Source organism: Variovorax brevis (assembly GCF_030317105.1).
Lineage (GTDB): Bacteria > Pseudomonadota > Gammaproteobacteria > Burkholderiales > Burkholderiaceae_C > Variovorax > Variovorax brevis.
The window spans coordinates 1-24,226 of sequence record NZ_JASZYG010000038.1 but is presented as its reverse complement, the minus strand read 5'-3'; the positions used below and the strand labels follow the sequence as shown (position 1 = coordinate 24,226).

At 64.2% G+C, this 24,226-nt stretch carries 24 protein-coding genes and 1 pseudogene; 13 read left to right on the top strand and 12 right to left on the bottom strand.

Annotation, left to right across the window (positions count from 1 at the left end):
* Positions 1-127 precede the first annotated feature (127 nt).
* Entirely contained in the window at positions 128-709 is a 582-nt protein-coding gene (locus QTI66_RS37870) for a sensor histidine kinase (RefSeq protein ID WP_286565524.1), read from the top strand.
* Positions 710-905: 196 nt separating this feature from the next.
* On the opposite strand, the gene QTI66_RS37865 is transcribed toward QTI66_RS37870, so the two are convergent.
* The 5 genes from QTI66_RS37865 to QTI66_RS37845 are packed head-to-tail and all read right to left on the bottom strand — an operon-like array spanning position 906 to position 5,490.
* Positions 906-1,481 carry a hypothetical protein gene (locus QTI66_RS37865; RefSeq protein WP_286565523.1) on the bottom strand — a complete coding sequence of 192 codons (576 nt, stop codon included), beginning with the start codon at positions 1,479-1,481 and terminating at the stop codon, positions 906-908.
* Positions 1,482-1,509: 28 nt separating this feature from the next.
* Positions 1,510-2,529 (bottom strand): AAA family ATPase, encoded by a 1,020-nt coding sequence (locus tag QTI66_RS37860; RefSeq protein WP_286565522.1) that lies wholly within the window; start codon positions 2,527-2,529, stop codon positions 1,510-1,512.
* A 26-nt stretch (positions 2,530-2,555) separates the two neighbouring features.
* The gene (locus QTI66_RS37855) at positions 2,556-4,511 is read right to left on the bottom strand and encodes a TnsB C-terminal domain-containing protein (RefSeq protein ID WP_286565521.1); all 1,956 of its coding nucleotides are present in this window, start codon (positions 4,509-4,511) and stop codon (positions 2,556-2,558) included.
* On the bottom strand, positions 4,508-5,128 hold the full coding sequence (locus tag QTI66_RS37850) for a hypothetical protein (protein ID WP_286565520.1): 621 nt from the start codon (positions 5,126-5,128) through the stop codon (positions 4,508-4,510). Before QTI66_RS37850 ends, QTI66_RS37855 begins: the two co-directional genes overlap by 4 nt.
* Positions 5,129-5,139: 11 nt before the next feature.
* Positions 5,140-5,490, bottom strand: coding sequence for a phospholipase D-like domain-containing protein (locus QTI66_RS37845; protein ID WP_286565519.1), 351 nt, complete (start codon positions 5,488-5,490; stop codon positions 5,140-5,142).
* Between the two features lie 497 nt (positions 5,491-5,987).
* Here QTI66_RS37845 and QTI66_RS37840 point away from each other — a divergent pair, with 497 nt between their 5' ends.
* The 4 genes from QTI66_RS37840 to QTI66_RS37825 all read left to right on the top strand — a co-directional run bounded on the left by QTI66_RS37840 (position 5,988) and on the right by QTI66_RS37825 (position 10,925).
* Positions 5,988-7,694 (top strand): long-chain-fatty-acid--CoA ligase, encoded by a 1,707-nt coding sequence (locus QTI66_RS37840; RefSeq protein WP_286565518.1) that lies wholly within the window; start codon positions 5,988-5,990, stop codon positions 7,692-7,694.
* A 92-nt stretch (positions 7,695-7,786) separates the two neighbouring features.
* On the top strand, positions 7,787-9,340 hold the full coding sequence (locus tag QTI66_RS37835; protein WP_286565517.1) for a WS/DGAT/MGAT family O-acyltransferase: 1,554 nt from the start codon (positions 7,787-7,789) through the stop codon (positions 9,338-9,340).
* A gap of 30 nt (positions 9,341-9,370) precedes the next feature.
* Positions 9,371-10,711, top strand: coding sequence for an MFS transporter (locus QTI66_RS37830; RefSeq protein WP_286565516.1), 1,341 nt, complete (start codon positions 9,371-9,373; stop codon positions 10,709-10,711).
* A gap of 91 nt (positions 10,712-10,802) precedes the next feature.
* The gene (locus tag QTI66_RS37825) at positions 10,803-10,925 is read left to right on the top strand and encodes a hypothetical protein (protein WP_286565515.1); all 123 of its coding nucleotides are present in this window, start codon (positions 10,803-10,805) and stop codon (positions 10,923-10,925) included.
* A gap of 282 nt (positions 10,926-11,207) precedes the next feature.
* On the opposite strand, the gene QTI66_RS37820 is transcribed toward QTI66_RS37825, so the two are convergent.
* From QTI66_RS37820 to QTI66_RS37805, 4 genes are all read right to left on the bottom strand, one after another.
* Positions 11,208-11,978, bottom strand: coding sequence for an SDR family NAD(P)-dependent oxidoreductase (locus QTI66_RS37820; protein WP_286565514.1), 771 nt, complete (start codon positions 11,976-11,978; stop codon positions 11,208-11,210).
* Positions 11,979-12,123: 145 nt separating this feature from the next.
* Positions 12,124-13,326, bottom strand: coding sequence for a CaiB/BaiF CoA transferase family protein (locus QTI66_RS37815; RefSeq protein WP_286565513.1), 1,203 nt, complete (start codon positions 13,324-13,326; stop codon positions 12,124-12,126).
* Entirely contained in the window at positions 13,323-14,315 is a 993-nt protein-coding gene (locus QTI66_RS37810; protein ID WP_286565512.1) for a 3-hydroxyacyl-CoA dehydrogenase NAD-binding domain-containing protein, read from the bottom strand. Before QTI66_RS37810 ends, QTI66_RS37815 begins: the two co-directional genes overlap by 4 nt.
* Before the next feature lie 19 nt (positions 14,316-14,334).
* Positions 14,335-15,096, bottom strand: a complete 762-nt coding sequence (locus tag QTI66_RS37805) for an acetoacetate decarboxylase (protein ID WP_286565511.1) — start codon at positions 15,094-15,096, stop codon at positions 14,335-14,337.
* 181 nt (positions 15,097-15,277) lie between these two features.
* Here QTI66_RS37805 and QTI66_RS37800 point away from each other — a divergent pair, with 181 nt between their 5' ends.
* A complete protein-coding gene (locus tag QTI66_RS37800; RefSeq protein WP_286565510.1) occupies positions 15,278-16,204 on the top strand; it encodes an AraC family transcriptional regulator in 927 nt (308 codons plus the stop codon).
* A complete protein-coding gene (locus tag QTI66_RS37795) occupies positions 16,105-16,311 on the top strand; it encodes a helix-turn-helix domain-containing protein (RefSeq protein ID WP_286565526.1) in 207 nt (68 codons plus the stop codon). Before QTI66_RS37800 ends, QTI66_RS37795 begins: the two co-directional genes overlap by 100 nt.
* A 111-nt stretch (positions 16,312-16,422) precedes the next feature.
* On the opposite strand, the gene QTI66_RS37790 is transcribed toward QTI66_RS37795, so the two are convergent.
* Positions 16,423-17,022 carry a TetR/AcrR family transcriptional regulator gene (locus QTI66_RS37790; RefSeq protein WP_286565509.1) on the bottom strand — a complete coding sequence of 200 codons (600 nt, stop codon included), beginning with the start codon at positions 17,020-17,022 and terminating at the stop codon, positions 16,423-16,425.
* Positions 17,023-17,147: 125 nt separating this feature from the next.
* On the opposite strand from QTI66_RS37790, the gene QTI66_RS37785 reads away from it, so the two are divergent.
* The 5 genes and pseudogenes from QTI66_RS37785 to QTI66_RS37765 all read left to right on the top strand — a co-directional run bounded on the left by QTI66_RS37785 (position 17,148) and on the right by QTI66_RS37765 (position 21,420).
* Entirely contained in the window at positions 17,148-17,936 is a 789-nt protein-coding gene (locus QTI66_RS37785) for a crotonase/enoyl-CoA hydratase family protein (protein WP_286565508.1), read from the top strand.
* A gap of 174 nt (positions 17,937-18,110) precedes the next feature.
* Complete coding sequence (locus QTI66_RS37780; RefSeq protein ID WP_286565507.1) at positions 18,111-18,887, top strand: enoyl-CoA hydratase; 777 nt, start codon at positions 18,111-18,113, stop codon at positions 18,885-18,887.
* A 218-nt stretch (positions 18,888-19,105) separates the two neighbouring features.
* A pseudogene (locus QTI66_RS37775) lies at positions 19,106-19,291 on the top strand (IS256 family transposase); the annotation flags it as partial.
* Between the two features lie 397 nt (positions 19,292-19,688).
* On the top strand, positions 19,689-19,928 hold the full coding sequence (locus QTI66_RS37770; RefSeq protein ID WP_286565506.1) for a hypothetical protein: 240 nt from the start codon (positions 19,689-19,691) through the stop codon (positions 19,926-19,928).
* A 499-nt stretch (positions 19,929-20,427) separates the two neighbouring features.
* Positions 20,428-21,420, top strand: coding sequence for a DUF1176 domain-containing protein (locus QTI66_RS37765; RefSeq protein WP_286565525.1), 993 nt, complete (start codon positions 20,428-20,430; stop codon positions 21,418-21,420).
* Between the two features lie 189 nt (positions 21,421-21,609).
* Here QTI66_RS37765 and QTI66_RS37760 read toward each other — a convergent pair whose 3' ends face one another.
* Positions 21,610-21,975, bottom strand: a complete 366-nt coding sequence (locus tag QTI66_RS37760; protein WP_286565505.1) for a hypothetical protein — start codon at positions 21,973-21,975, stop codon at positions 21,610-21,612.
* A gap of 531 nt (positions 21,976-22,506) precedes the next feature.
* On the opposite strand from QTI66_RS37760, the gene QTI66_RS37755 reads away from it, so the two are divergent.
* Entirely contained in the window at positions 22,507-23,118 is a 612-nt protein-coding gene (locus QTI66_RS37755; RefSeq protein ID WP_286565504.1) for a response regulator transcription factor, read from the top strand.
* A gap of 521 nt (positions 23,119-23,639) precedes the next feature.
* Here QTI66_RS37755 and QTI66_RS37750 read toward each other — a convergent pair.
* Positions 23,640-23,993: a helix-turn-helix domain-containing protein gene (locus tag QTI66_RS37750; protein WP_286565503.1), complete on the bottom strand. Its 354-nt coding sequence runs from the start codon at positions 23,991-23,993 to the stop codon at positions 23,640-23,642.
* Between the last annotated feature and the right edge of the window lie 233 nt (positions 23,994-24,226).

Below are 24,226 nucleotides of genomic sequence, written 5' to 3'. Positions count from 1 at the left end.
TGACTGCCTCAAGCTTGAACTCTCGGCTGAATTGCCTTCTCGTTCCCATAAACCACCTCCGGTTTCATTTCACACCTTAACAAGGTGTCTTTGAAACCGGCAGCAGCCCAAACGGCAGATCAAGGTGATGAGCCGCCTCATCGACGACCTCATGGACGTCAGTCGGATCAGCCAGGGCAAGATCGAATTGCGGCGCCAGCGCGTCGGTGTGCACGAGGTGCTGCGCGAAGCCATCGAAGCGGCCCGACCGATGGTGGATGATGCGCAGCATACGCTGAACGTCGACTTGCCCACGGACGCACTCCCGCTGGACGCCGATTCCACCCGCCTCGCCCAGGCCTTCGTCAACCTCATCCACAATGCGGCCAAATACATGGACAAGGGCGGCCGCATCGACCTCGGCGTGCGGCGCGAGGCCCAGGAGGTGGTCGTCTCGATCCGCGACGGAGGCATAGGCATCGCACCGGACCGCCTCGAACGCATCTTCGAGATGTTCGCGCAGGTGGAGACGGCGCTGTCGCGTTCACGCGGGGGGCTCGGGATCGGCCTGTCATTGACCCGGCGCCTGCTCGAACTGCACGGCGGCACCATTGCCGCGCGCAGCGCAGGCCCGGGGCACGGCAGCGAGTTCGTGGTTCGCCTCCCGCTCGCCGAACGAGCACTGGATGGCGTCCCGGGTGCGCAGGACGTGCCTGTGCCTCTGCCGTAGCAAAAACAAGTGTGTCACTCTTGTGCAGGCAAATGTGTCACTCGACCCCTTTTGCTACGAGCCAATCTGGTGCAAAGGCGCATCCAGCCTGGGTTTTCGCGTTGTGCGAAGCGAATGTGTCACTCGGGTCCTCGATCCCACGCATGCAAAGACAATGTGTCACCGCCTGTCCCGGGCGAGGGGCACCCGGAACGCCCTACCCTATGACCGCTCGCGTCACGGCGACACGGCGCTCGCGTGACAATTCCTTGCAGCGCAGCGGCGGCGAGTTCGAGCCGTAGGTACGCCGGCAGTGCCGGCAGCGAAACGGCGCCTCCAGCAGTTGTGCATCGAGCCGGTACGCCGACGCCTCGCCGCAGTGCCGGCAGGCCGCAAGCAGTGGCAGCCGATGAATTGGACACTGCTCATGGCGCTCGCGCTGGTGCACGACGCCGTGATAGCCGAGCGACATGCAGCGCGGGCAGTAGCGCAGGAACTGAGAAGCATCGAGCGCCGCCGCATCGATTCCCTCGCGCACGCTGCGCCGGGTCGCGCCGAGCAGCCGAGCGACGATCGGCACGTCGATCTCCACAGGACGGAGGCCAAGGTAGGGATCCACAGGGCTGGCCTGCAGCTGCTCGATCAGGAAGTGCCCCTCCAGCCGGTTCATGCGCGAGAACTTCCACAGCATGCCGACCACCGACTCGTACGGTTGCAGCCAGCGCCGATGGAACACGTAGCCGAAACGGGGATTCAGCGCGTGCTGGTCGAGGATCAGGATTGGCAGCGACATCGCTCGGCTCCGCCCAACGGGTACGTTCTCAGGCGGGGCTCGTCATCAACTCGGCGCTGATCGCCTGACGCGATTGAATGTAGCCGCAGCTTCGCACCGCCGTGCCCCACAGCGCGGCGTCCGGCAGGTATCCGACGCCGTCGCGCAGTTCACTATCCTTGAGCACGATCTCCACCGCGCGCGTAAACGACTCCATGGGAATTTCCAGCGAGCCCGGCAAGCCGTGTCGGTGATGAAGGCACTCGAAGGCCGACCACAGCAATCCGGCGTCGTGGGCCAGCCGGTAGCCCCCCTCGACAGCCTTCGGCACGTAGAAGCGGGTAAAACTCCATTCGCTCGCCTGCGGGAAGCGAGTCTGATCGTAGCCGTCCAGGCAGGTCGCCACATCGCGCACATTGCGGATGCCGAAGAACGCCAGCTCCTCCACCATCAGACGGGCCACGATCTGGGTCTTCCTCGCGTGCTGCATGGCCATCTTGACCGCCAGCAGTTCTTGCTGGCCCACCAGGAAGGTGAAGAGTCGAATCTGCAGCCGGTCCAGATGGTCGTGCACGTCGCGCAGCCATTCGTATTCATTCTCGTCGAAACGCTGCGCCTCGTCGCAGAACAGCACCACGGTGCCACTGCCGTTGCGCGAACACGCCTCCTTGATCTTGTTGATCAAACGCATGCGCTTCGACGGATTGCTGCCGCTCACCGGGTCCGGGTAGCCTACGGCCTCAAGCAGGTTGGCCAGGAACGGACCCTCAGCGTGGCGGGGCTTGTGCTCGGCCTGCGCATGGTAGGTGGTGATCTTCGGCTGCGTGTGCGCCAGCAGGAGCCGCAAGTATTCGATCGCTCGAGTCTTGCCGATGCGCGACGGCCCGTACGTCAACGCGCCGGTGATTCGGTAGCGCAGACACCGACTGACCAGATCCGAGAACGCCTGGATGGCCGGCGTCGCTATGCGGTAGCCGCCTGTCTCGATCGGGTGCAGCGCTGGATCAATTGGCCGGGTCGCAGACCCCGACAGCAAAGACGAGGGCTCGGGGCGGCGTTCGGTAGGCATGGACAAGCTCCTGCGAATGCGACGAATCAGATCGCCCCGACGAAGCCGCTGCCGATCGCGAGCCGCTCCGGGGCGACACGCAGTTCAGGGGAGGACGCAGCTTCGACCGTCGGGGCCGGGCCACTGGAGTGCAGCACCTGCGCAGATGCACTGACCGGCTGCGCCGCCAGGATTCGCAGCGTACGGGCCGCATCGCTGGCCGCCCGGCGCGAGCTCTTGGCCTTGTGCAGCTTGTTGCTGACGTAGGCCTCCATGAACTCATGCGAGATGCTTTCGCCCAGACGCTTGCGGCCACGCAGCCGCAGCACTTCTTGACGCAACTTGAGATCGTGGACGATCTCACCCCAGGCTCCCTGGGCCTTGAGCAGGCCGATCTCCGAGCCGTCAGCCGCGAACGCGCGCACGGTGCGCAGATCCTGGCTGTTGTAGTAGATACGAAGCTGCTGCCCGAGGAAGGCCACGGTGCTGGCCAACACCGGGTTGGTGTAGCGGACGCCGTGAAAGTTGATGTGCGGCCGCTGACCCTGGTGCAGGTAGCCGCGCACGGTTGCACGCCGGGGCGTCTGCATCAGGCACAGGGTGCGTCGCTTTGCTTCGGGCAGCCAGCACAGCATCGCGTTTCGCCCCCGCACCGAATGCGCCATTGCCTCAAGCGGCATTCGGCCGTTCAAACCGTCATGCGGCGTCCCGTTGTAGGTTGCAATGGCGGCTTCCAGCAGGTCCTCGAGCTCAGCGAGCGAGACGTACAGGCGCAGGTTGCGCTTCGGATCCGCCAGGGCCCGACGCACGTCGCGTGCATTCGTACCGGCGTAGCCCGGCAGCCGGCTGGACAGGTTGGCCGCGACCGAGCCGAAGAAGCGCTCGACGTACGGCCGGTCGTCCGGGGCGTGTGCCGGTCCCGCGTCGATGAAGCAGCCGATGAATTCGGCCAGCGCGTGCCGCACGTCCTCAGCGAGATTGGCCTTGGCGTTGTCGAGCTTGAACCAGCGCCAGGTCGCGTAGCCCAGCTCGGGCAGCTTACCCGACGGGAAGCCGCCGAGGTCGCCGTAACCAACGCCGGGTAGTGTGAAGGAGCGCGGGCGGTGCGGCTCCAGGGCGGCTTCAATGGTGCGGAGCACGTCGTGGCGCGAGTACTCCCGGTTCAGGCTGATGTGATAACCCAGCACAGCGCGGCTGAAGACATCAAGGATGACGAGCAGCCAATTTCGTTCGATCTCAAACTGTTGCTCGAAGCCCAAAGGATCGCGCACGACCACCTTCAGCCGCACATCCAGGCGGTGCCCGTCAAATTCGACAACGTCCAGCACCTGAGTGGGCGCCGGCGTTGACGCCTGATGCGGCAGGCCCTTGAACCGACGAGCGCCGGCCAGGTGCGCGCTTCGCTCAAAACTGCGAAGGCACTCGGCGCGCAGCGCGGCCGACAGCGAGCGGATGCCCATCTGCTCGGCGCTGAAAGGATAGTCGGCAGCCGTGAGGCCCAGCGATCGACATTCCCGCAGAAACTCGACATGCAAGTGCTTCAGGCCGCGCAGCCGGGTGCGCAGCCCGTCATCGGTGGACAGCTGGTTGATCGCAACGCGTTTGTCGCGCACGCGCTGGGAGATCCAGGTCGCGAGTGTGGGTTGCGCCTCGAGCAGCAGACCGAATGCGCCTGCAGCGCCACGGCCGGTGCCGTCGCGTGGCATCGCCAGTCGAGCGGAGCGCCGATATCCACCGACCCGCGCGTACCGCATCACGGCGCGCCAGCCGTACAGGCGGCCATCCTCGTGCGGCGCCATGCAGCGATCGAGCAAGCGGTAAAGCTGGCGCCGATCAATCCCCGTACACGTTTCGATCTCGCTCAGCGCGCGCCCTGCTGCATAGAGTTCGATGGCTTGTCGTCGCGTTGCGAAGACCTCGCGCTCGGTCGCCGAGAGTGCCCCTGTGTCGAACGCCGGCCAGGTCGACGGAGCGACGTCATGGATGCGCGGGCCGCGGTTCACGAAAGAGGCTCCAGTTGAGTATGGAGGCCAAGAGGCTGCGTGTGCAGCGACGGCGCACAGATTCTGCCGAGGCGAAGTTGCTCGAAGATGGCGCCGCGCGCGAGCGACGGATCACCAAAGGACAGTTCGTGTTCCAAGCGCGCTAACGATATCGGCTCCTGGACATGATCAAGGACGGATCGCAGCAAAGGTGTCGGCAGCAAACTCCGCGTGGCGTTGACGACGGGCAGCATTCGCGACCAGTTGGAGATCCAGACGGCGGCTGCGGCCAGTTCGGCAGCGGCGACAGTGCGCACCGGGATGCCGTCAAGTTGCGAGGGGACTGCAGGGACGGCCCCCGGCCGCTGCGAATCGAGCAACAGCATCGTTTGTCCGTGCGGGCCGTCAACCCAGAAATCGACCAGCAGCGCATCCGGCTGCGGCCCAACGCGGGCTGGCCGCTCACAAAAGGCAATGACGGATGGATCCGCCTCGAGGCGAATCCATTGCGCAAAGTGTGAGTGCGAGAACAGACGAATTCGCCGCTGCAACTTGGCGCTGAAGCCCTCGATCACCCGCCCGCCGCGCGGCCTAACCGTCTCAAGCGGCGTACCAAACCGTGCAGCGAAATCCTTCATGGATCAACAGGTTACGCACGGTCTCGCCCCTTCGCATCCACAGAGTGACGGATTTGCTTCGTACAAAGGCGAAGTGACACATTCGCTTCGCAAATTTCGAGAGCAAATGTGTCACTGAAGACTCGCGTGTCGGAGGAGGAAGCCCTGCTGGGCCGGTGACACATTTGCTTTTTTCTACGGTAGGCGCCAAGCCCATTGAGCAGCGGCGCCAGGCTGTCGATATAGAGGTCGTCCAGCAACAGCCGCACCCGCACACCGCGCTGGGCCACGTCGCGCAACTCGCGCAGCACCAGGCGGCCCGTGGAATCGTCGTACAGGTGGTAGTACTGCAGGTCGAGCGAGCGCTGCGCGCCGCGCAGCAAGGCGAGCCGGACATCTTGGCCGCCAGGGCCGAGCAGAAAGCGAAGCCGCTGGCACCCGGTTGGGCCCCCGCCATCGAGGCCTGCGAAACGTGGTCCAAAGGTGTTGCCGGGGCATGCGCAGGCATCGCCGTGGTGTAGCTGCGCGGCCCCTCATTGGGCAACGTGGCGCACCCTGCGAGCCAGAGCAAGGCGACAACGTTGCAGGCAAGGACGAGCTGGCGGAGGCGCATGGCGAGGCGCGATTGTGCTTCACCCGCTTCCGGCGCTGTGTTGGGGCTACGACCACGCTCACCGCCGCTTCGCGCCCGCCGCCGCATCAAGGCGTGAGCGCGTGCCCCCTTGTCCTGAAATCACCGCGAAGCGGTCTGAACTCACCTTTTCAGCCCGGCGACGCCGGGGAAAACTCATTGCCAATCCAGGGCATCGCGCAAGCGGTACATCGCGCCGCAGCCGCGGTCACCTGGACAAGGCATGAACCCAACCTGGAGACAGACCCTATGAACGAACTGCCATGGCTTGCTTCCTATCCGGACGGTGTGCGCTGGGACATCCCTATCGAACCCGCACCAATCCAGACCATCCTCGACAGGGCCGCGGCCGCCTGGCCCGACAACCCCGCCCTGCAATTCATGGGGCGCCGCATGACCTACGGCGAGTTGCTGGCGCAGGCCGATCGCGCCGCCAAGGGCCTGCAGGAACTCGGGGTCGGGCCGGGCATGCATGTCGGGTTGTACCTGCCCAACACGCCGCACTATGTGATCGCCTTTTTCGCGGTGCTCAAGGCCGGCGGCACGGTGGTCAACTATTCGCCGCTCGATGCCGCGAAGGTGCTGGAGCACAAGATCGAGGACAGCTGCACCGACGTCCTGATTACGCTGGACCTGGCGTCTCTGTATCCGCAGATGGCGGCAATGCTTGGAAAGACACGCCTGAAGAAGCTGATCGTCGGCTCCATGGCCGAGATGACGGCGGCGCCCAGAGCGGTCGCGGCGCAGATGCAGGCCGGCAAGCAACTCGCTGAAGTCCATTGGGACGACCGGCATCTGCGTTTCGAGCAGTTGCTCCACAACGACGGCCGATACACGCCGCACCCGGTCACCGACCCGCACGACGCACTCGCCGTGCTGCAGTACACCGGGGGAACAACCGGCCTGCCCAAGGGCGCGATGCTGACGCATGCCAACCTGTGGGCGGCATGCGAGCAGTACCTTGCCAGCGTCAACAGCAACCCGCCGGTGCTGCGCGAAGGCCACGAGCGCTTCCTGGCCGTGCTGCCGCCTTTCCACATCTACGCGCTGTCGGTCAACATGCTGCTGGGCATTCGCCTGGCGGCCGAACTCGTCATGCATGTCCGCTTCGATGCCGAGGCCGCACTGCGCGACATCTCGGACAAGAAGATCACCAGCTTCTGCGGCGTGCCGACGATGTTCACCGCGTTGATCAACCACCCCGACACCGCCAAGTACGACCTGCATTCGCTCAAGTACTGCGGCTCCGGCGGCGCGCCGCTGCCGCTGGAGGTGGCCCAGCAATTCCACGAAGTGACCGGCACGCGCCTGAACGAGGGCTGGGGCATGACCGAGACCTCACCGACCGGCACCTTCACGCCCGTGTTCGGCATGCGCAAGGACGGCTCCTGCGGCATGCCCTTGCCCCGCATCGAGATCCGGATGCTCTCGCTCGAAGACAAGACCCGCTACGTCGCGCCGGGCGAGAAGGGCGAGATCTGCATCAAGGGCCCGAACGTCATGAAGGGCTACTGGAACAGCCCCGACGCGACCGCCGAGGTGACGACCTTCGACGGCATGCTGCGAACCGGCGACGTCGGCTACCTGGACGAGGACGGCTTCGTCTTCATCGTCGACCGTTGCAAGGACATGCTGCTTTGCAGTGGCTACAACGTCTATCCCCGCGTGCTCGAGGAGGCGATCTACCAGCATCCCGCGGTCGCCGAGGTGGCAGTGATCGGCATACCGGACGAGTACCGCGGCCAGTCGCCCAAGGCCTTCATCACGCTGAAAGCCGGCGCACCTGACTTCGAACTGCCGGACCTGCAGGCCTTTCTCAAGGACAAGCTCGGCAAGCACGAGATGGTGCAGGCGCTCGAGATCCGCACCGAGCTGCCGAAGACACAGATCGGCAAGCTCTCGAAGAAGGACCTCGCCGACGAAGAAGAAGCGCGCCGGCAGACCGCCCTGGCCTGAACGCAGCGCATCGTTCCACTTGTGCGCGGCATCGAACGCCGCCGCGCCCGTGCCCGCGTGCGCGCACCGAACCCTTCCACTGAAAGGCCCTCATGGATCACCTGAGCAATCTGGACGCCTCCTTCCTGCACTTCGAAACACCCGAGACGCCGATGCATGTCGGCAGCCTCATGCTCCTGGACCTTCCACAAGGCTACGAGGGCGACTACCACGAAGACGTGAAGAAGGTGATAGGCAAGCGCATGCACCTGGCCTCGGTGCTGACTCGCAAGCTGGCGCAGATGCCGTTCGAGCTGGCCGAGCCGGTGTGGATCGATGACGACGACATCGACCTCGACTACCACGTGCGCAGCCTTACGCTGCCTCGGCCGGGCTCGATGGCGCAGTTGCATCAACTGATCGGGCGGCTTCATTCGAGCCTGCTGGACCGCAGCCGCCCGCTGTGGGAGATGTACGTCATCGAGGGCTTGGCGAACGGCCAGGTCGCCTTCTACACCAAGGCCCATCACAGCGGGGTCGATGGCAAGGCCGGCATGGAACTGGCCAAGGTCTTGTACGACATCTCGCCGACGATCCGCGAGGTGCCGCCACCCCGACGAAAGGCCGGCGCCAGGGCGGGCTACCAACTCGGCGTGGCCGAACTGCTGCAGGCTGCAATCGGCAACACGGTCCGGCAATACCGCAAGCTGGCGGCGCTGCTGCCGACTGCGGTGCGGGCGATCGCGACGGCCGGCAACGTGCTCGTCGCCCAGCGAACGGCCAGGGACCGGCGGCCCCTGAAGCTCGGCCTCGCGCCCAGGACGATCTTTAACGACTCGATCACCAACCAGCGCTCATTCAGCACGATGTCCTTGCCCTTCGACGAGTTGAAGGCGCTCGGCATGCGTGTCGGCGGCACCGTCAACACGATCGTGATGGCGATGGTCAGCGGTGCGCTGCAGCGCTTTCTCGCGCAGCGCAACCTGATGCCGAAGGCGTCGCTCGTCGCGGCCGTTCCGGTCAGCCTGCGCACCGAGGGCGACGGCGCCATGAACAACCAGGTGTCGATGGTGCGCGTGGACCTCGCGACCGACATCGATGACCCGAGCGAACGCTTCAAGGCCATCCACGCGTCGTCCGAGGCGGCCAAGGCCGTGGCGCGCGAGCTCATGCCGGTGCTGGGCGTGGACGTACCCGTCACGGGCTCGCCATGGCTCATGACCAGCCTCGCCTCGCTGTATGGGCGTTCCGGCCTCGCGCGGCGGCTGCCGCCGCTGGCCAACGTGCTGATCTCAAACGTTCCGGGACCCACGGCGCCTCTCCACGTGGCCGGGGCGCGGATGACGAGCTTCTATCCGGTGTCGATCCCCTACCACGGGAGCGCGCTGAACATCACGGTGCAAAGCTATGCAGGCTCGCTCGACATCGGCTTCACCGCTTGCCGCCGCATCCTCTCGCAGGAGGAATCGTACGAACTGATGGACCACGCACGCGCCGTGCTGGAGGAGATCCGGCGCATGCCGAGCGTCGCTGACGCCGCCGGCCCCGCTGGCTCCGCTGCTACCGCTGCCGTCGTTGCCGACGTGCCCACCTTGCCAAGGGTCAAGCCAGCCAAGTCGAGCTCGCAAACCAGCAGGCCCGGCGCCACCGCCGTGCCAACGCCATAAGCATTCCACCAACTGAGAGAGAGACCCACCATGAGCCCAACGAAAGCCCCGGCAAGCCTGAGTGCGAGCTACAGCCCGCAGGAAGAGGCCCTGTTTTCCAAGGTCAGCTGGCATCTGCTGCCGCTGTTGATCGTCTGCTACATCGTCGCCTTCCTCGACCGCATCAACATCGGCTACGCGCAACTGCAGATGAAGCAGACGCTGCCCTTCACCGACGCGGCCTACGCCTTCGGCGCGGGCATCTTCTTCATCGGCTATCTGCTGTTCGAGGTGCCGAGCAACCTGCTGCTCGAGAAGATCGGCGCACGCAAGACGCTGCTGCGCATCATGTTCTGCTGGGGCCTCGTCGCCTCGGCCATGATGTTCGTGCAGACGACCTTGCAGTTCTACGTCCTGCGCTTCCTGCTGGGCGCGTTCGAGGCGGGCTTCTTCCCCGGCATCATCCTGTACCTCACCTACTGGTATCCGTCGGCCAAGCGCGCGAAGATCATTTCGATCTTCATGACCGCCACGACCATCGGCCACCTGCTCGCGGGTCCGTCGTCGGGCGCGATCCTCAAGTACATGAACGGCTTGCTGGGCCACCACGGCTGGCAATGGCTGTTCCTGGTTCAGGGCTTGCCGGCAAGCATCCTGGGCATCGTCGCGTACTTCGTGCTGAAGGACAGGCCCGAGCAGGCCGATTGGCTCACGCCCGGCGAGAAGGCCTCGCTGCGCCACCACCTGGACCATGAGCCGCGTGCGGTGGAGAGCGCTTCGCACGGCTCCTTCTGGGCGCTGATCCGCGACCCGAAGGTGTACTCCCTGGCGCTGGTGTACTTCCTCTACGTCGGCGTGACCTACGGCATGCTCTTCTGGACGCCGACGCTGATCAAGAGCTGGGGAGTGCACGACGTGTTCGTCGTCGGCCTGCTGAGCGCCCTTCCCGCGATCTTCGGGATGATCGGGATGATCCTGATCGGCCGCAGTTCCGACCGAAAGCTGGAGCGTCGACTCCACTTCTTCGCCGCCTGCGCGATCGCCTCGGTGGGCGTGGCGATCACCTTGTTCACGCAAGGCAACCTGGTCGCATCGCTGCTGGGCCTGTGCATCATGGCCATCGGACAGGCATCGCAAACGCCGCTGTTCTTCACGGCCGTCAGCGAATACCTCCCGAAGAAGACCGCCGCCGGCGGCATCGCCCTGATCAGCAGCTTGGGCAACCTGGGCCCTGCGGTGATGCCCTCGGTCATGACCTTGATCACGACCGGCACGGGCTCGCAGACCAACAGCCTGTACCTGGTGATCGCCATGTGGATTGCGTCCGGCCTGCTGCTGCTGGCGGTGGTGCGGCCCAGCGCCACGCGCGCAACGCGCATGGCAATGGCCTGATCAGCGCGGGGCTTGCGGACCCTGCGGTGCCTGCTGCCGATCGTTTCCGCAGGCGCCTCCAACAGCCACGCGATGATGGTGAACACCCAAGGTGCTGGACATCGACGCGAACGTCAAGCCGCTTTACGAATGGCAAGAAGGTGCCGAACTGGGGCTACAACCCCACAAGCGCGGGCGCTCAAGCCACGTGCCGTACACCATGGACTGGCGCTAGGCGGACGCGCAGAGCTGCCAAGTGATCGAGGACCGGTTCAGCAGTGGACGGCTGGAGCGCCAAGCGGCGCGTGGTCATCGTGCGCAAGCGCATCGGGGAGGTTGTCACGCGCAACCGGCGCGACGGGCGAGGGCCCTTGCGCCTCGCGCCGGCAGACGTGGCGGTACTCGGCGGCCAGCGCCTGCGGGAATGCGCTGCATCTGCCAGCGCATTGCCCCATCGATCAGCCCAGTTTCACCCCGGCCAGCGCTTTAACCTGCGGGTTGAGCGCCGTTTCCGGGATCAAAGCGACGAACAGAGGTGACCGCCATCGACCGGCACGCAGGCGCCGGTCATCCACGATCCGGCGTCGGTCGCCAGCAACAGCATGAGGCCGTTGAGTTCCTCCGGCCGGCCCAGGCGGCGCATCGGGATGCGCTTGATCAAGGCCTTGCCATGGTCGGTGTCCCACATGTCGTCGGTCATCTCGGTGCCGATGTAGCCCGGCTCGATCGCGTTGACGCGAATGCCATGGCGTGCCCATTCGAGCGCCAGGCTCTTCGTCATGTGCACCACGGCCGCCTTGGAGGTCGAATACGGCGTGATCCCCGGCATCACGCGCTCGCCCTGGATCGACGCGATGTTGATGATCGAGCCGCCACGGCCGCCCTCCTTCCAGCGCCGTGCCGCGCGCACCGCGACCAGCCAGACCCCGCGCACGTTGATGGCCATGAGGCTGTCGAAGTCCTGCGTAGGGAGCGTCAGCGCCGCGCCCTCGCCGGAAACGCCCGCGTTGTTGACGACGACGTCAAGCGGTTCGCCTGATGCGTCGATGGCATCGAAGGCCGCGTCGATCGACGCTTCGGAGGCCACGTCCATCTCCAGCACGGTGACTTGCGGCGAGCCAAGCTTCTCGAGTTCCGCGGCCAGCGCGTCCAGGCGACTCTTGCGCCGCGCGGCGATCACCACGCTGGCCTTGCAGGATGCGGCGAGCCGCGCGAAGTTTTCACCGAGTCCCGACGAGGCGCCGGTCACCAGCACCCGCTTGCCGGCGAGCTTTGCACCAAGATCCATGATGTTTCCTTTCAAAGTTGTTGGGGGGTATTCAGGTTCAGTCGCAGCCATGGCCGGCTCGATGCCGTTGGGCCTTGCGAGAACGTGGTGCGCGGGCTCGCGCTTCACTCGCGAGCCCGGGCGGGGATGAATGATTTGATTCGTTCTACGCGACAACATTGTCCTCGCGCATCCTCGCGATGGCCGCAGCGTCGTAGCCGGCCTCTTGCAGGATCGCGTCGCTGTGCTCGCCAAGCTTCGGGGGCTTGCGCGGCTGCACCTTGCCGGCGCCTTCGACGAACAGCGGGCTGTCGATGGTCAGCGCCGTGTCACCTTCGAAGGGCACCAGCACGCCGGCATCGCGCATCTGCCGGTCCGCGGCGATGTCGGCCATCTCCGCGACGCACTCGAACACGATGCCGGCTGCGTTGAGCCGGTCGCGCCAGTCGTCGCGGTCGCGCGTGGCGAACGCCGCGTCGAACTGCGCGATCAGTTCCGCCGAGCGCATGAAGCGGTCGGCCGGCGTGGCATAGCGCGGATCGTCGAGCAGTTCGGGATGGCCGATGCACCGGGCAAAGACGGGCCAGTCGCGCGCCTCGTTGACGATGGCCAGCAGCAGCCAGCGTCCGTCGCGGCAGCGGTAGTAGCAGGCGAATGCACTGAAGCTCTGCTCGCGCGGCGGCCTTGGCGTGAAGGTGGCGCCGCAGAGCGCCGCCTGCGCCATGACGCCGTTCGACCAGATGCCGTTGCCCAGCAGCGAGGAGCCGACCAGCGTGCCGCGGCCCGTGCGCTCGCGCTGGTAGAGCGCCACCATGATGGCAGCGAACAGCGAGACGGCGGACGGGTGATCACCCATGCCGGTGAGCGCACGCGCCGGCGACGCGCCCGCATCGCTGCGCACCATGTCCATGAGCCCGGAGCGCGCCCAGTACGCGGTCAGGTCGAAGCCGGGCTTGGCCGCCTCCGCGCCGGTCTCGCCATAGCCGGTGAAAGAGGCATAGACGAGCCGCTCGTTGAGCGCCGCGATCTGCTCGTGGTCGATGGCGAGCTTCTTGCGCACCGCCAGCGGATAGTTGGTGATGAACACATCGGCCTGGGCCGCGAGCCGGTGCAGCACGGCCTGGCCCTCCGGCTTGCCGAGATCCAGCGCCAGGCCTCGCTTGCCGCGGTTGTCGAGCAGCCAGTTGTACGCCTGTTCGGACTTGGGCATCCCCGGCATCCTGTAGACATGGCGGTAGGGGTCGCCGGCGCCCGGCGGCTCGATCTTGATGACGTCGGCGCTGAAGTCGCCCAACAGCGTGGCCGCCAGCGGTGCGGCAATGAAGCTGCCGCAATCGATCACCTTCAAGCCTTCGAAAATCCTGTTCATCGCTGTGTCTCCATGGTGTTTTCGTCGGAGGGCGACATCGACGCCGTGGCGCGCAACAGGGTGACCTGCATGTCGTCGCGTCGCCGCTCCATCAGTTCCATCGGTGTGCCGGCGTAGGCCGCTTCACCCTGGTCGATGATCAATTGCGCCACCTCGTCGGTGTATTCGATCGGCGAGTGATTGGCCCAGCTGGTCTTCATGCCGGGCCCGAACTGCTTGAAGAAACCGTGGAACCCGGTCGACCCACCGCCCATGTAGAACGAGCTGAACGGCCCGTTGACGGCCCATCGCAACCCGATCGAGCTGGTGACGATGTCGTCGAGTTCGTCGATCGTGACGACGCCTTCCTTCACGAGGTAGCACGACTCGCGGAAGAGCGCGCGCTGCAGCCGGTTGGCGACGAAGCCCGCGATCTCCTTGCGCAGCACGCGCGCCACCTTGCCCAGCGCGGTATAGAAGGCCACCGCTTCCTCGACGGCCTTCGGATCGGTGCGCTCGCCCGGCACGATCTCGACCAGCGGGATCAGGTGCGGCGGATTGAACGGATGGCCGACGAGCAGGCGGCTCGGGTCCTTCATGTGCTGTGCCTGCAGCGTGGCCGTGCGCGCCGAGCTCGACGACAGCAGCAGAGCATGTCCGGGCACCGCCTTCTCGATGCGGGCCCAGAGCTGCTGCTTCCATTCGGTCTGCTCGGGGCCGTTCTCCTGCACCAGGTCGGCGCCGGCGACCGCGCGCTCGAGGTCGGGCTCGAAGCGCAGGTTCTTCTCGAGCCCTTCATGCGGCAAGCCGAGCGCACGCAGGGTGGGCCCGATCTTCACGAGCGTCTCGCGCACCGCGGCCTCGATGCCGGGCTGCGGGTCGTTGATGACGACATTCAGCCCGTGGGCCAGGAACAGCGCCGCCCACGACGCCCCGATCACGCCCGCGCCGATGACGCAGGTGTTGCGATAGCGGCCAAGCACGGCCGCGTGGTCTATGGTCACAGACATGGTGTCTCCTTCTGCGCCTTCAGGGCGCGCTGTTGTCGAGATAGTTGTGGACACGCCTGGCACGCGCCAGCGTGAGGTCGGTGAGGATGTGGCTGCACGAGACGATTTCGCGCACGGGGAAATCGGCCATCGGCGCCAGCGCATGCTCGAACAGTTGCAGCCGCGCCGGACCGCTCCACGCGCCCTTGACGGTGATGTCGCTGATCTCGGTGCGCAACAGTTCGCAGATGCGCGGCTCGCCCGCCGGCTTGGAACTCTCGTAGGTCCAGAGCAGCTTGAGCATGAAGGTCGGGACGCAGATCTCGCGTCGCGCCTGCTCCAGGTCCATGGGCCGATGCTTGTAGCCCATGGTCGCGGTGGCCACGCGCAGGCTGCCATAGTCCAGCGTGCCCACCAGGGTGTCGGAGTCGACGTAGAGCTTCGGCTTGCCGATCACCTTCGGATAGGCGCTGATCTCGCGTCCCGACGCCAGGGCCGGCAGGTTGTCCAGGTACATCGCATGCAGGTACTCGCCCTTCTCCTCGCCGAAGCGAACCTGGATCGCCTGCCCGCACTCGGTGTAGTCGCCCAGCCCCGAGGTATCGGGCATGCGCATGAGCTCCCAGCGCACCAGCGGCTCATCGATCTCCAGCGGCTCGGGCACGACGGCGCGCAGCGCCTCCATGTCGGTGCGGTACAGGATGTTCAGGTACTCGCGGTTGGTGAAGCGGAAGGGTCCGCGTGGAAAGGCCGGCGCGCCGATCGGCGTGGTCAGTTGCTTGAGGACGTCTTCTTGCTTCAAGGGGATGTCTCCGGTTGTGGGGTTCGTTGGGTCGCAAGAATCTTCCCGCAGGCCAGTCCCTCGAAAAAGGTTCGTTCAGACCTCGAAAGGGTGACTTCAGGCCACCTCCCGGTCCGTGTCACATCCATGAGCTTGTCCTTATGATCCCGACGACAAAGGCCAGAAGGAGACATACAGGACCATGAACCGTCCCGCACCCGACTTCGAGGCGCGCGTCTATACACCGCACCGGATCGCCGCCGTGGTCGACACGCTGGTCGAGGATGGCGTCGCGCCGGCGCATGCGCTGGCAGGAAGCGGTATCGAGGAAACGGCGCTTCGTTCACCGGACATGCGTGTTTCCCTTGGGCAGATCGCGGTGGTGTTCCGCAACGCATTGCGCCTCGCGCCCGACCCGACGATTGCGCTGCGCGCAGGCGCTCGGATGCGCATCACCTCCTACGGCATGTACGGCTACGCCCTGCTGAGCAGCCCGACCGCGGCGGCGGCGGCGGACCTTTCGGTCCGATACCATCCCGTCGCGGCGCCCGGGGTCACGCTGGCGTTCTCGCGCGAGGGCCTGCACGCGGTCTTTCGCTATGAGGTGCTGCTGACGCCCGATCCCGCCGATGCGCTCTACCGGTTCATGCTCGAGTTCTCGTACTCGGCGCACCTGGCGCTTTCGCGGGACCTCTACGATCGTGAGTACGGCTTTGCGGCGGTGCGGGCTTCCTATGCCGCTCCCGCTCACGCGGAAGCCTACCGCCAGTTCTTGCACTGCCCGGCGTACTTCGGCCAGCCATTCAATGAAGTGGAACTGGACCCGGCCCGGCTCGACCGCGCGCCCCGCTCACCGGACACGAGCACGCATGCGATGGCGCGCGAGATGTGCCATCAATTGCTGGCCGACCTGACGCACACGAGCGGCACCGCGTCACTGGTCCGGCGCGCGCTCGTCGAACAGAGATGCCGTGGCGCTTTCCGAACCTCGAATCGATGGCCCGGGAGATGTCCCTGGAGGCGAGGACACTGCGCCGCAGGCTCGAAGCCCAGGGAACTTCCTACCGCGACCTCCTCGCAGAGGTGCGGCGCGCGCTGGCCATCGAGTACCTGCGCAAGACCCGCATGACCAACGAGGAGATCGCCAGCCGCCTCGGCTACAGCGACGCGGCGAACTTCAGGCATGCATTCGCGCGCTGGACGGGAAAGACGCCGAGCGAGTATCGGCAGGGCTGAGGGCAGGTTTCAGCGCCGCAGCGCCGGCCGATGGCGTTGCAGGGCTGGCCCGCTCAACAACCGCGGGAGCACCGACGCGACACTTCCTCTCGTGGAATCGAGCAAACAAATTCAGTTGCGGGTCCCAGGACCCTCTCCGTCAACCGGCCCGTCGTCCTGCATCGCACAAAGATGATCCCTGACTGCTTTCAGGAGCGCATCGGACCGTTTTTGGTCAGCCAGCACACGCGAGATTGTCAAGGCTCCGATCAGCGCGCTGACCGCCACCATGGCCTGTGCGTCGTCATCCTTTCCAAGCGCACCGCCAAGGGCAGAGATGTAGTCCTCGATGTGCGCGCTCATGACGGCGCGTGAACGATCGTCCGCACGTCCGACGTCCGAGATCAGCGCGGAGATTGCACAGCCAGAGCTTCTTGAATCCCGGTGCGTTCGGCTGAGATAGCCGCGAACCATCGTGGAGAAGCTCCGTGGTCGTCCATTGCTCGCCGCTCGGGCTGTTCCCTCCCCGTCCACCAGTGCGCGCTCCAACGCATGCGCAACCAGGTCGGAACGGGAAGCGAAATGCCCGTAGAAGCCTCCATGCGTGAGGTTCACGCTCTGCATCAGCTTGTTGACGCTGAGCGATTCGAGGCCTTCCTCGCGGATCTGTGTCGCCGCCTCGGTGAGGATTCGATCGCGGTTCTTTGCCTTGTCTGCTTGCGAATGGCCCATGTCGGGTTCCCGTAGGGTTTTGGGTTAACTTCTGGATTATATTCATCATACTTCAGCATGATGGACATCATGTAGAAGCATGATGATCATCATTCAAACAAGAGGACTTGCACAGGAACCATCCAATGCCCGGCACCACTATTGAAGGTCGCGTTCACGTCGAACGGCATGATCACATTCTCAAAATCACGATCGACAACCCGGCCAGGAAGAACTCGTTCAGTCCGGACATGATGGTCCAGCTATCCGCAGCCTTCTCATTGCTCGACGGAGACGATTCCCTGTGGGTCGGTGTCCTTTGTGCAGAGGGCGAGAACTTCACGGCCGGCCTGGACATGCCCAGGTTCTTCGGGCCGAATGCAGCGGTGATGCCCCGCCCGGCAGGCAGCATCGATCCCTTCGGCCTCGAGAACCAATGCCGCAAACCTGTCGTCACAGCGGTGCAGGGCACCGTCTACACGGTTGGCATCGAACTCATGTTGGCGGGCGACATCGTGGTGGCTGCCGACGATGCGCGTTTCTGTCAAATGGAATCAAGGCGCGGCATCGCCCCGCTGGGTGGCGCGCATTTCCGCTACGTCACCCGTTCAGGCTGGGGCAACGCGATGTACCACCTGCTGCTGTGCGACGAATTCGACGCGACCGAAGCCCATCGAATCGGCCTGGTGCAGGAAGTGGTGCGCCCGGGCCAGCAAACGGAGCGTGCAATGGACCTCGCAGGACTGATTGCAAGGAATGCCCCGCTGGGGATCCAGGCGACCAAGGAAGCCGGCCGCAAATTCATCGCAGGCGGCGAACAGGCGGCGATCGCTGCCATCCCGACGATCAGGGACCGGGTGCTCCAAAGCGCCGATGCGGTTGAAGGCATCAAGTCTTTCGTCGAGCGTCGCAGCGCCGTATTCACGGGACGCTGAGCGCGACGCGAGGAGGCTGCACAGGATGCAATCTGCAACGCCAAGGAAGTCTTGGTGGCACAGGAAGCATCTACAGGCAGCGCCCGGAAATGGATGCGCTCGCGACCGCAAAACGCGCTTTGCTCTTTTCACTTGACCATCGCCCCAACGGGGCACCAGACCAAGAGGACAAACATGACTGATCACGTCACCATCGATTCCACCCAAGGCGTCTTGACCATCACCCTGGCACGGCCCGAAAAGATGAATGCAATCACCAATGCGATGTACGGTGCCATGGCCGATGCCCTTGCTGGCGCCGAAAGCGATCCTTCCGTCCGGGTTGTCTTGATTCGGGCTGAAGGCGCCATGTTTACTGCAGGAAATGATCTGGGCGAATTCGCCGCAGAGGCAACCGGAGAGGCAGGCCCGGGGGAGCGCCAGGTCGTCCGGTTTCTTCGCGCCCTTGCCGGCTCTACCCTGCCGTTGGTTGCCGCGGTCAACGGACGCGCGGTGGGCGTGGGGACGACGATGTTGCTCCACTGCGATTTGGTGCTGCTCGCCGAGGATGCGCTGTTGTCTACACCGTTTGTCAACCTTGCCCTTGTGCCGGAGGCTGCCTCGAGCTTGCTCCTTCCCGCCCGCATCGGGCACGTTCGCGCATTTGAGATGTTCGCGTTGGGCAAGCCGATTTCTGCTGCGCAAGCGCTCGCCTGGGGCATCGCCAATCGAGTTGTGCCCACGGGGGCACTTCATGACGAAGCCCAGCAAGTTGCGCAGGCTCTCGCCAAACAGGCTGCGGGATCATTGCGGATGACGAAAATCCTGATGCGTCAGGCAGAGGCCATCGCGGCCCAGATGGATCGGGAGACCGCGCAATTCACCAAGCGCCTCAAGAGCCCCGAAGCGCGCGAAGCGTTCGCCGCATTTGGGCAGAAGCGGCCACCTGATTTCTCCAGCATTGCAGGGTAGTGGTGGCTATCGCTTCAATATTTCTCTCGATGGCGCTGCACCTGTAGATGGCCCGTTCGCCTGCCGGTCGAACCGGTAGTTGATGGCGTAGGCGCTGATGTTCGTTTCGCCCGCGGCATTTTTGCTGAATCACTTGCCCGACAAGCTCAGGCGCTGCGTCTCGCCGAGCCTGTCCTGAATTTTGTGTACGAGGCATAACATGACGACAGGAAGCATGTATGCCAGTAAGCAAAACAAAAGCGAAAAACGCGGCGATCGCCGCCGGGATGGCGGCGCTGCCGTCGATTCCAAAAGAGCTGATTGACCAGTTCGTCAGCGGGCCGATGACCGGCGAAACCGTCCTCGAGGCGACAGCCGCGTTCAAGAAGGCGCTCATCGAGCGCGCCTTGGGCGCGGACGCTTCTGCACTGATTGAGGCCTACCGCGGCGCCGACATGCTGCCCGTGCCGGTCAAGCTGTTCATCCCCAACAGATCCAGTCCCTGGACCGTTTGCGGACCCAATGGGTTGGCACGCATACGCGATGCATCAACGCGCCGCGCGGCACGCTTCGCGAGTACGGCTTCGTCATTCCGCTCGGCACGGTGATGGCGAAGACGCGAAGCGCGTCATCCTTGACGCTTTGGCATCTGCGATGCCCTACTGAGTCCGCAGAGGGTGGATGAATCGATGAATCGCCCCGGGTTTTGAGGAGGCTTCAACTCTTGAGAAGATGAAGCCATGAACAAGTCGAATAAGTTCTCGCCCGAAGTCCGTGCAACTGCCATCGAGGCCGGCTTGCGAGCCAAGCCTTGATCGTCGGATGACTGGGGGTGGCGTAACTATCGACGATGCAGTGGATGTGCATCGCTCAGGCTTGAGACGACCGTCGCCGACACTCAGCATCCTCGCGGCGCTGGGTCAGACTGTCACCGGCGTCATCCAAGTCCTCGATGCCACAGGAACGATCGAACTTGAACTGCCCGGAGTCCTGTGCGTCATCGCCAGCGGCCTCAAGGAAAGGCTTCAGGAAATGGCACAACTACTGCTGACAAAGAAGTAGCGCAGGTTGTGCAGCGATGGGGGACGATTTCCGGCGCATTCGTCCGGCAGGTCAAGACTGGGTGCTGTCCTTCGAGTTTGTCCGGCGACGACAGCGACCATCGAAAGCTGACTTCGACGCCTTTCCTCGCGAATTACCGGTGTGCCTTGGAACTTGACCTTCGCCGAAATCGTTGAACAAATCGGAGCCAAGGACAGCGCTCCGATCGCTTGGCGGCTGCGGACGACCCAGGCCTCTTCCCGCGCCAACGGCCGCTTCGAATTGCCGCGAAATGGTGTTCAGGGCCCTGAGGAGCCAGCCAGGGCGACGACAACCGGTCAGTCGAGAGGTGACCGGAGGTGGGCCGTGATGCGCGATGAAGTGTGACGCAAGACCGAACGGGGACCTTGATGTGGGACGAGTTCATGAGAGGATTGTTGCATGATCTGTGACCAATATATCCGTCGCTCCTCCATCCTGGCTCGATCGTCTGTCGTTCTCATCGCCTCGCCTGTGTCATATGGCTGCTCTGGCCGCTGGGAGCGGTCTCGGCAAATTGCATCAGTTCGGGGACTGGGTTGTAGGTTGCGACAACGGGCGCACGTGCGAAGCTCAGGGGTACGGCGCCGGCGCCGAAGATGGCTCGCCAATTGGCAGGGCCGTGCTGATCGTCCGCCGCGAGGCGGGTCCAGCGCGCCCGCCAGTCCTCAGTTTCGGGTACAGCACCCTCGACGACAACGCGACGAGTCCTGACGTCAGCCAAGTGGTGACCGTGCAAGTGGGCACCCTACGATTTCTGCTGCCCCCGAAAACAAGCGAGATACCACCCGCACAAGTACCGGCGCTGCTGGCCGCGGCGCTCAAGGGTGACAAGATCACTTTGTCGGCCGGTACAAAGCAATGGTCGGTGTCGCTGTCCGGTGCTGCGGCAGCACTGTTGAAAACGGACGATCTGCAGGGCCGCGTCGGCACCCCTGGCGCCCTGGTACACCGTGGCACCAAGCCGGAGGCCGAAGCGCCTGCGGTGCCGCGAGTGCAACCCGCTCAGCTCCCTCCGACGACCGACGCCGATCGCCGACTAGCACCCAACCTGTTTGCCGCATTGCCGCGGGACGACGACTGCCCTGATTTCAGCCACGAAGGGTGGCAGCAAGCGCCGCTGCGTCTCAATTCAACGTCGCTGCTCATCTCTCATGCTTGCTTCAACGGGGCATACCAAACCGGCAGCCGGCTCTGGCAGGTGGACGACAAGGCACCCTTCCGAGCCCGGCCAGTGCGCCTGCCACAACCCGACGGTAGCAACTCCGATACGGCGGTATTGGATTTTATGTCCGGGGAAGGCGGCACGCTGTCGCTCAACGAGGCTGCCAAAAAGCGCGGCATTGGCGACTGCTGGGTCAGCCGCGATTGGACGTGGACTGGTGCGCAGCTGGCGTTGGTCTCGGGTCAGGAATCGCCTTGCAAACTCTTCGAGGCTGGAGGCTTGCCGATTGGGCTGTGGCGGACCCGTTGAGAAAAGCCCTGAGAAGCGTTGAACGCCGGCCAAGCGACTGAAAGTAATTGGCCCCAGACGCTTGCTTGATGAGAGTTGGCGATGTACTTGCTGCGCCCTGAAATCGAACGGCAGCGATGTGGCAATCGAACGAATGGCTCCTTCTGGCCGATGGCGGCTGGGGCAGTGCGAGCGCGCCGGATGGCAACGTCAGCTAAGCGCCCTGCAGCGCACCAGAACGCTACGGCTCACGATTGAACCCGCCGTGAATGAGCCGCCAGAGCCGGCGATAAAAAAGGGCGTCGCCGAGCCGTCCTGTTTGGCAATGTCGTAGCCTGCGCTCCCGCAGATTTCTCCCGCCTTCTCGTAGCAGGCATCAATGCTCAGCGCCGAGCCGTCGCACGAGATTTTGTGCAGCGGCTTGCCGTCCTGGCCAATGATGGTCCGCGAGGTTGCGCAGCCGCCGAGCGCGAGAGCGGCCGAAAGGAGAAGGATAGTTTTTTCATGCCGCGAGACTGGCGCCTCGCGCTGTCGGCGGCGTGGCAATTTTCCACAGTCGGCGCTGAACGTCGGCACTTGGCGAATTGTGTTGAAAAACTCGGAATCAGCGCTGTCCCTTGAGCGATTTCGATCCAGGGGCCAACGACGAGGCGTAGATTGCTCCGCGGGACCCGCCTCAATGGGAATCCTGTCTGAGACGTTGTGCGCGGCTCTGACGGCCATCAATGCATCACACGGGCGCTGCGACGTGCAATCGGGTCTTAACCCGCGTCCTCGCGCAAACGAGTTTTTCAACACATTTGGCGGGGAGCAGCGATTTGGCGTCGTGCCTCAACGTGTCCCCGGAGGCCCTGCGTAACTCATCCACCGGCAGGGGACGTTTGACCTGTCCAAAGCTTTTTGACAGTGGCCCTGGTGTAACCAAACAGCGGCTCGCGATGAGTGCCTCGTGCGGGCGGCGATGGCCTGTTTCGAAGCCGAGGAGAACTGCTAGACCTAGCATGGTGTACCGTAGGGGGCGACATCCCCCGGGTCACAGAGGTTTGCCGCGCAGGATTTGCCCTCTGTACCCCTTATGCATCGATAACCATTTCCCCAGGTGAAAAAATGAACATATTCGTGGTCGACGACCATCCGATGATGCGAGACGCGATATCGATGGTCTTGCGCAGATTGCGTCCTGGCGCCAAGGTCGTCGAGCTGGACCGTGTTGCCCAGCTTGTGCCAGCTGTGGCCAAAGATGGCCCCGCGGACATGATTTGCCTTGACCTCCAACTTCCAGATGCGAAGGGGACGGAGGGCGTGAAGCTCGTACGAGCCAATTTTCCGAAGGTGCCGCTTGCGGTCTACTCGGCATCTCCGGCCAGCGATTTTGAGGAAGCCTGCATTGAGGCGGGCGCAGATATCTACATCGAAAAGGCACTAGGCTCGACAGAGCTCACTGCGGCGCTTCGAGGCCTCCTGCAGGCTGACGCGAGCCCCGAATCAGCCGCGGCTACGGATGCAGACGAGGAATCTGAGACCAAGCTTTCGAAACGGCAAGTTCAGCTCATTTCGATGCTTGAGGGCGGACTCTCAAATCGCGAAATTGCGACAGGTCTGGCAATCAGCGAACACACCGTCAAGGTCCACCTTTGGCGCCTCTTTCGGAAGCTTGGCGTCAAGAGCCGCACGCAGGCCCTCCACTTTGCTCGCCAAAACGGCCTCATATCGGCCTAGCCTTTTGGCGTCGTCGGCTGATGCGCGGCCAGGCCCGCACCTTCTTGGACACCGGGACTCAACGGCATCGCAACACACGTTTGGTGGGCCGTCGACCCGCGTCCGCACTGGCTACGTGAAATGTCCTTGAGGCTGGTAGGAAGGTCGAGGATTTCGGTTCGGGGCTGGGGTCCACAGCGGTGAAGCGAGTGAAGGTCAAGGCGTCTGGAAGGCGGAAGGCCAAACTGCAGTATCGGGATGCGGCTGGGAACAGTTGGGCCGGCATGGGCCCGAAGCGGTTCACGGAGCCTAGCCCGAACATTTCGTCAGTAGGCCGAGGAACGCGTTGATCGAACTGCGGGTGCTCCTCGAGCGCGATGGTGCGGCTGATGCAAGGTACTGGATGGCGTCGTGTCTGATTTTGGACAAACCGCCCCCTTACCCCCTACAGGGACTTCCAAATTAGTCAATGGCATTGCATTCGAATACTCCTGACTAGATTCCTTGACCAGATTGAATCTGGATTATTGAGTCAAGTTTTTTTACCCAGTGATGTGCGCTTGGTCGCACCATGAATTGACGGCGTCTTCGGCAGCATGGAACTGCCGCAGGGCTTGCGGTGAACTGGCCGACGCGGCGGGTACGACCGGGGCCATGGCCGGACGCAGGATTCGCGTGTACACCCGGGTGTAGAACAACGCCGTTCGCAGTCCTTCGTCGGTCAGCCGATAGCGATGGGTTTTGGGCATGCGCTCGATCAGGCCATGCATGCGCAGCCGCCGCAGTTCGTAGCTCATGCGCCCCGGCGAGATCTCGTCGGCACGTTTGCCGAGCAGGACTGCGAACTGCTGGCGCAGGTCCTTGTTGGTGAATCCGCGCGCGACGAAGACGAACATCAGCACCGCATTGAGAACAGCTTGGGCATTGGCGTCGCCGAAGCGCAGCGCGGGCGCACGCTGGCCTTCGATCTGACGCGGTCGCTGCAGATGCTGGAAGGCATCGTCGCCCAGCGCACAGTTCGTGGCTGATCTGCTCGATCTCGAGCAGCCGCCGGTTGGCGGCAAATCCGATGCGGCGCAACTCTGGCAAGTTCTTCAACAGCCGCCCCACCCCGAAGTCGCGCGTGTCG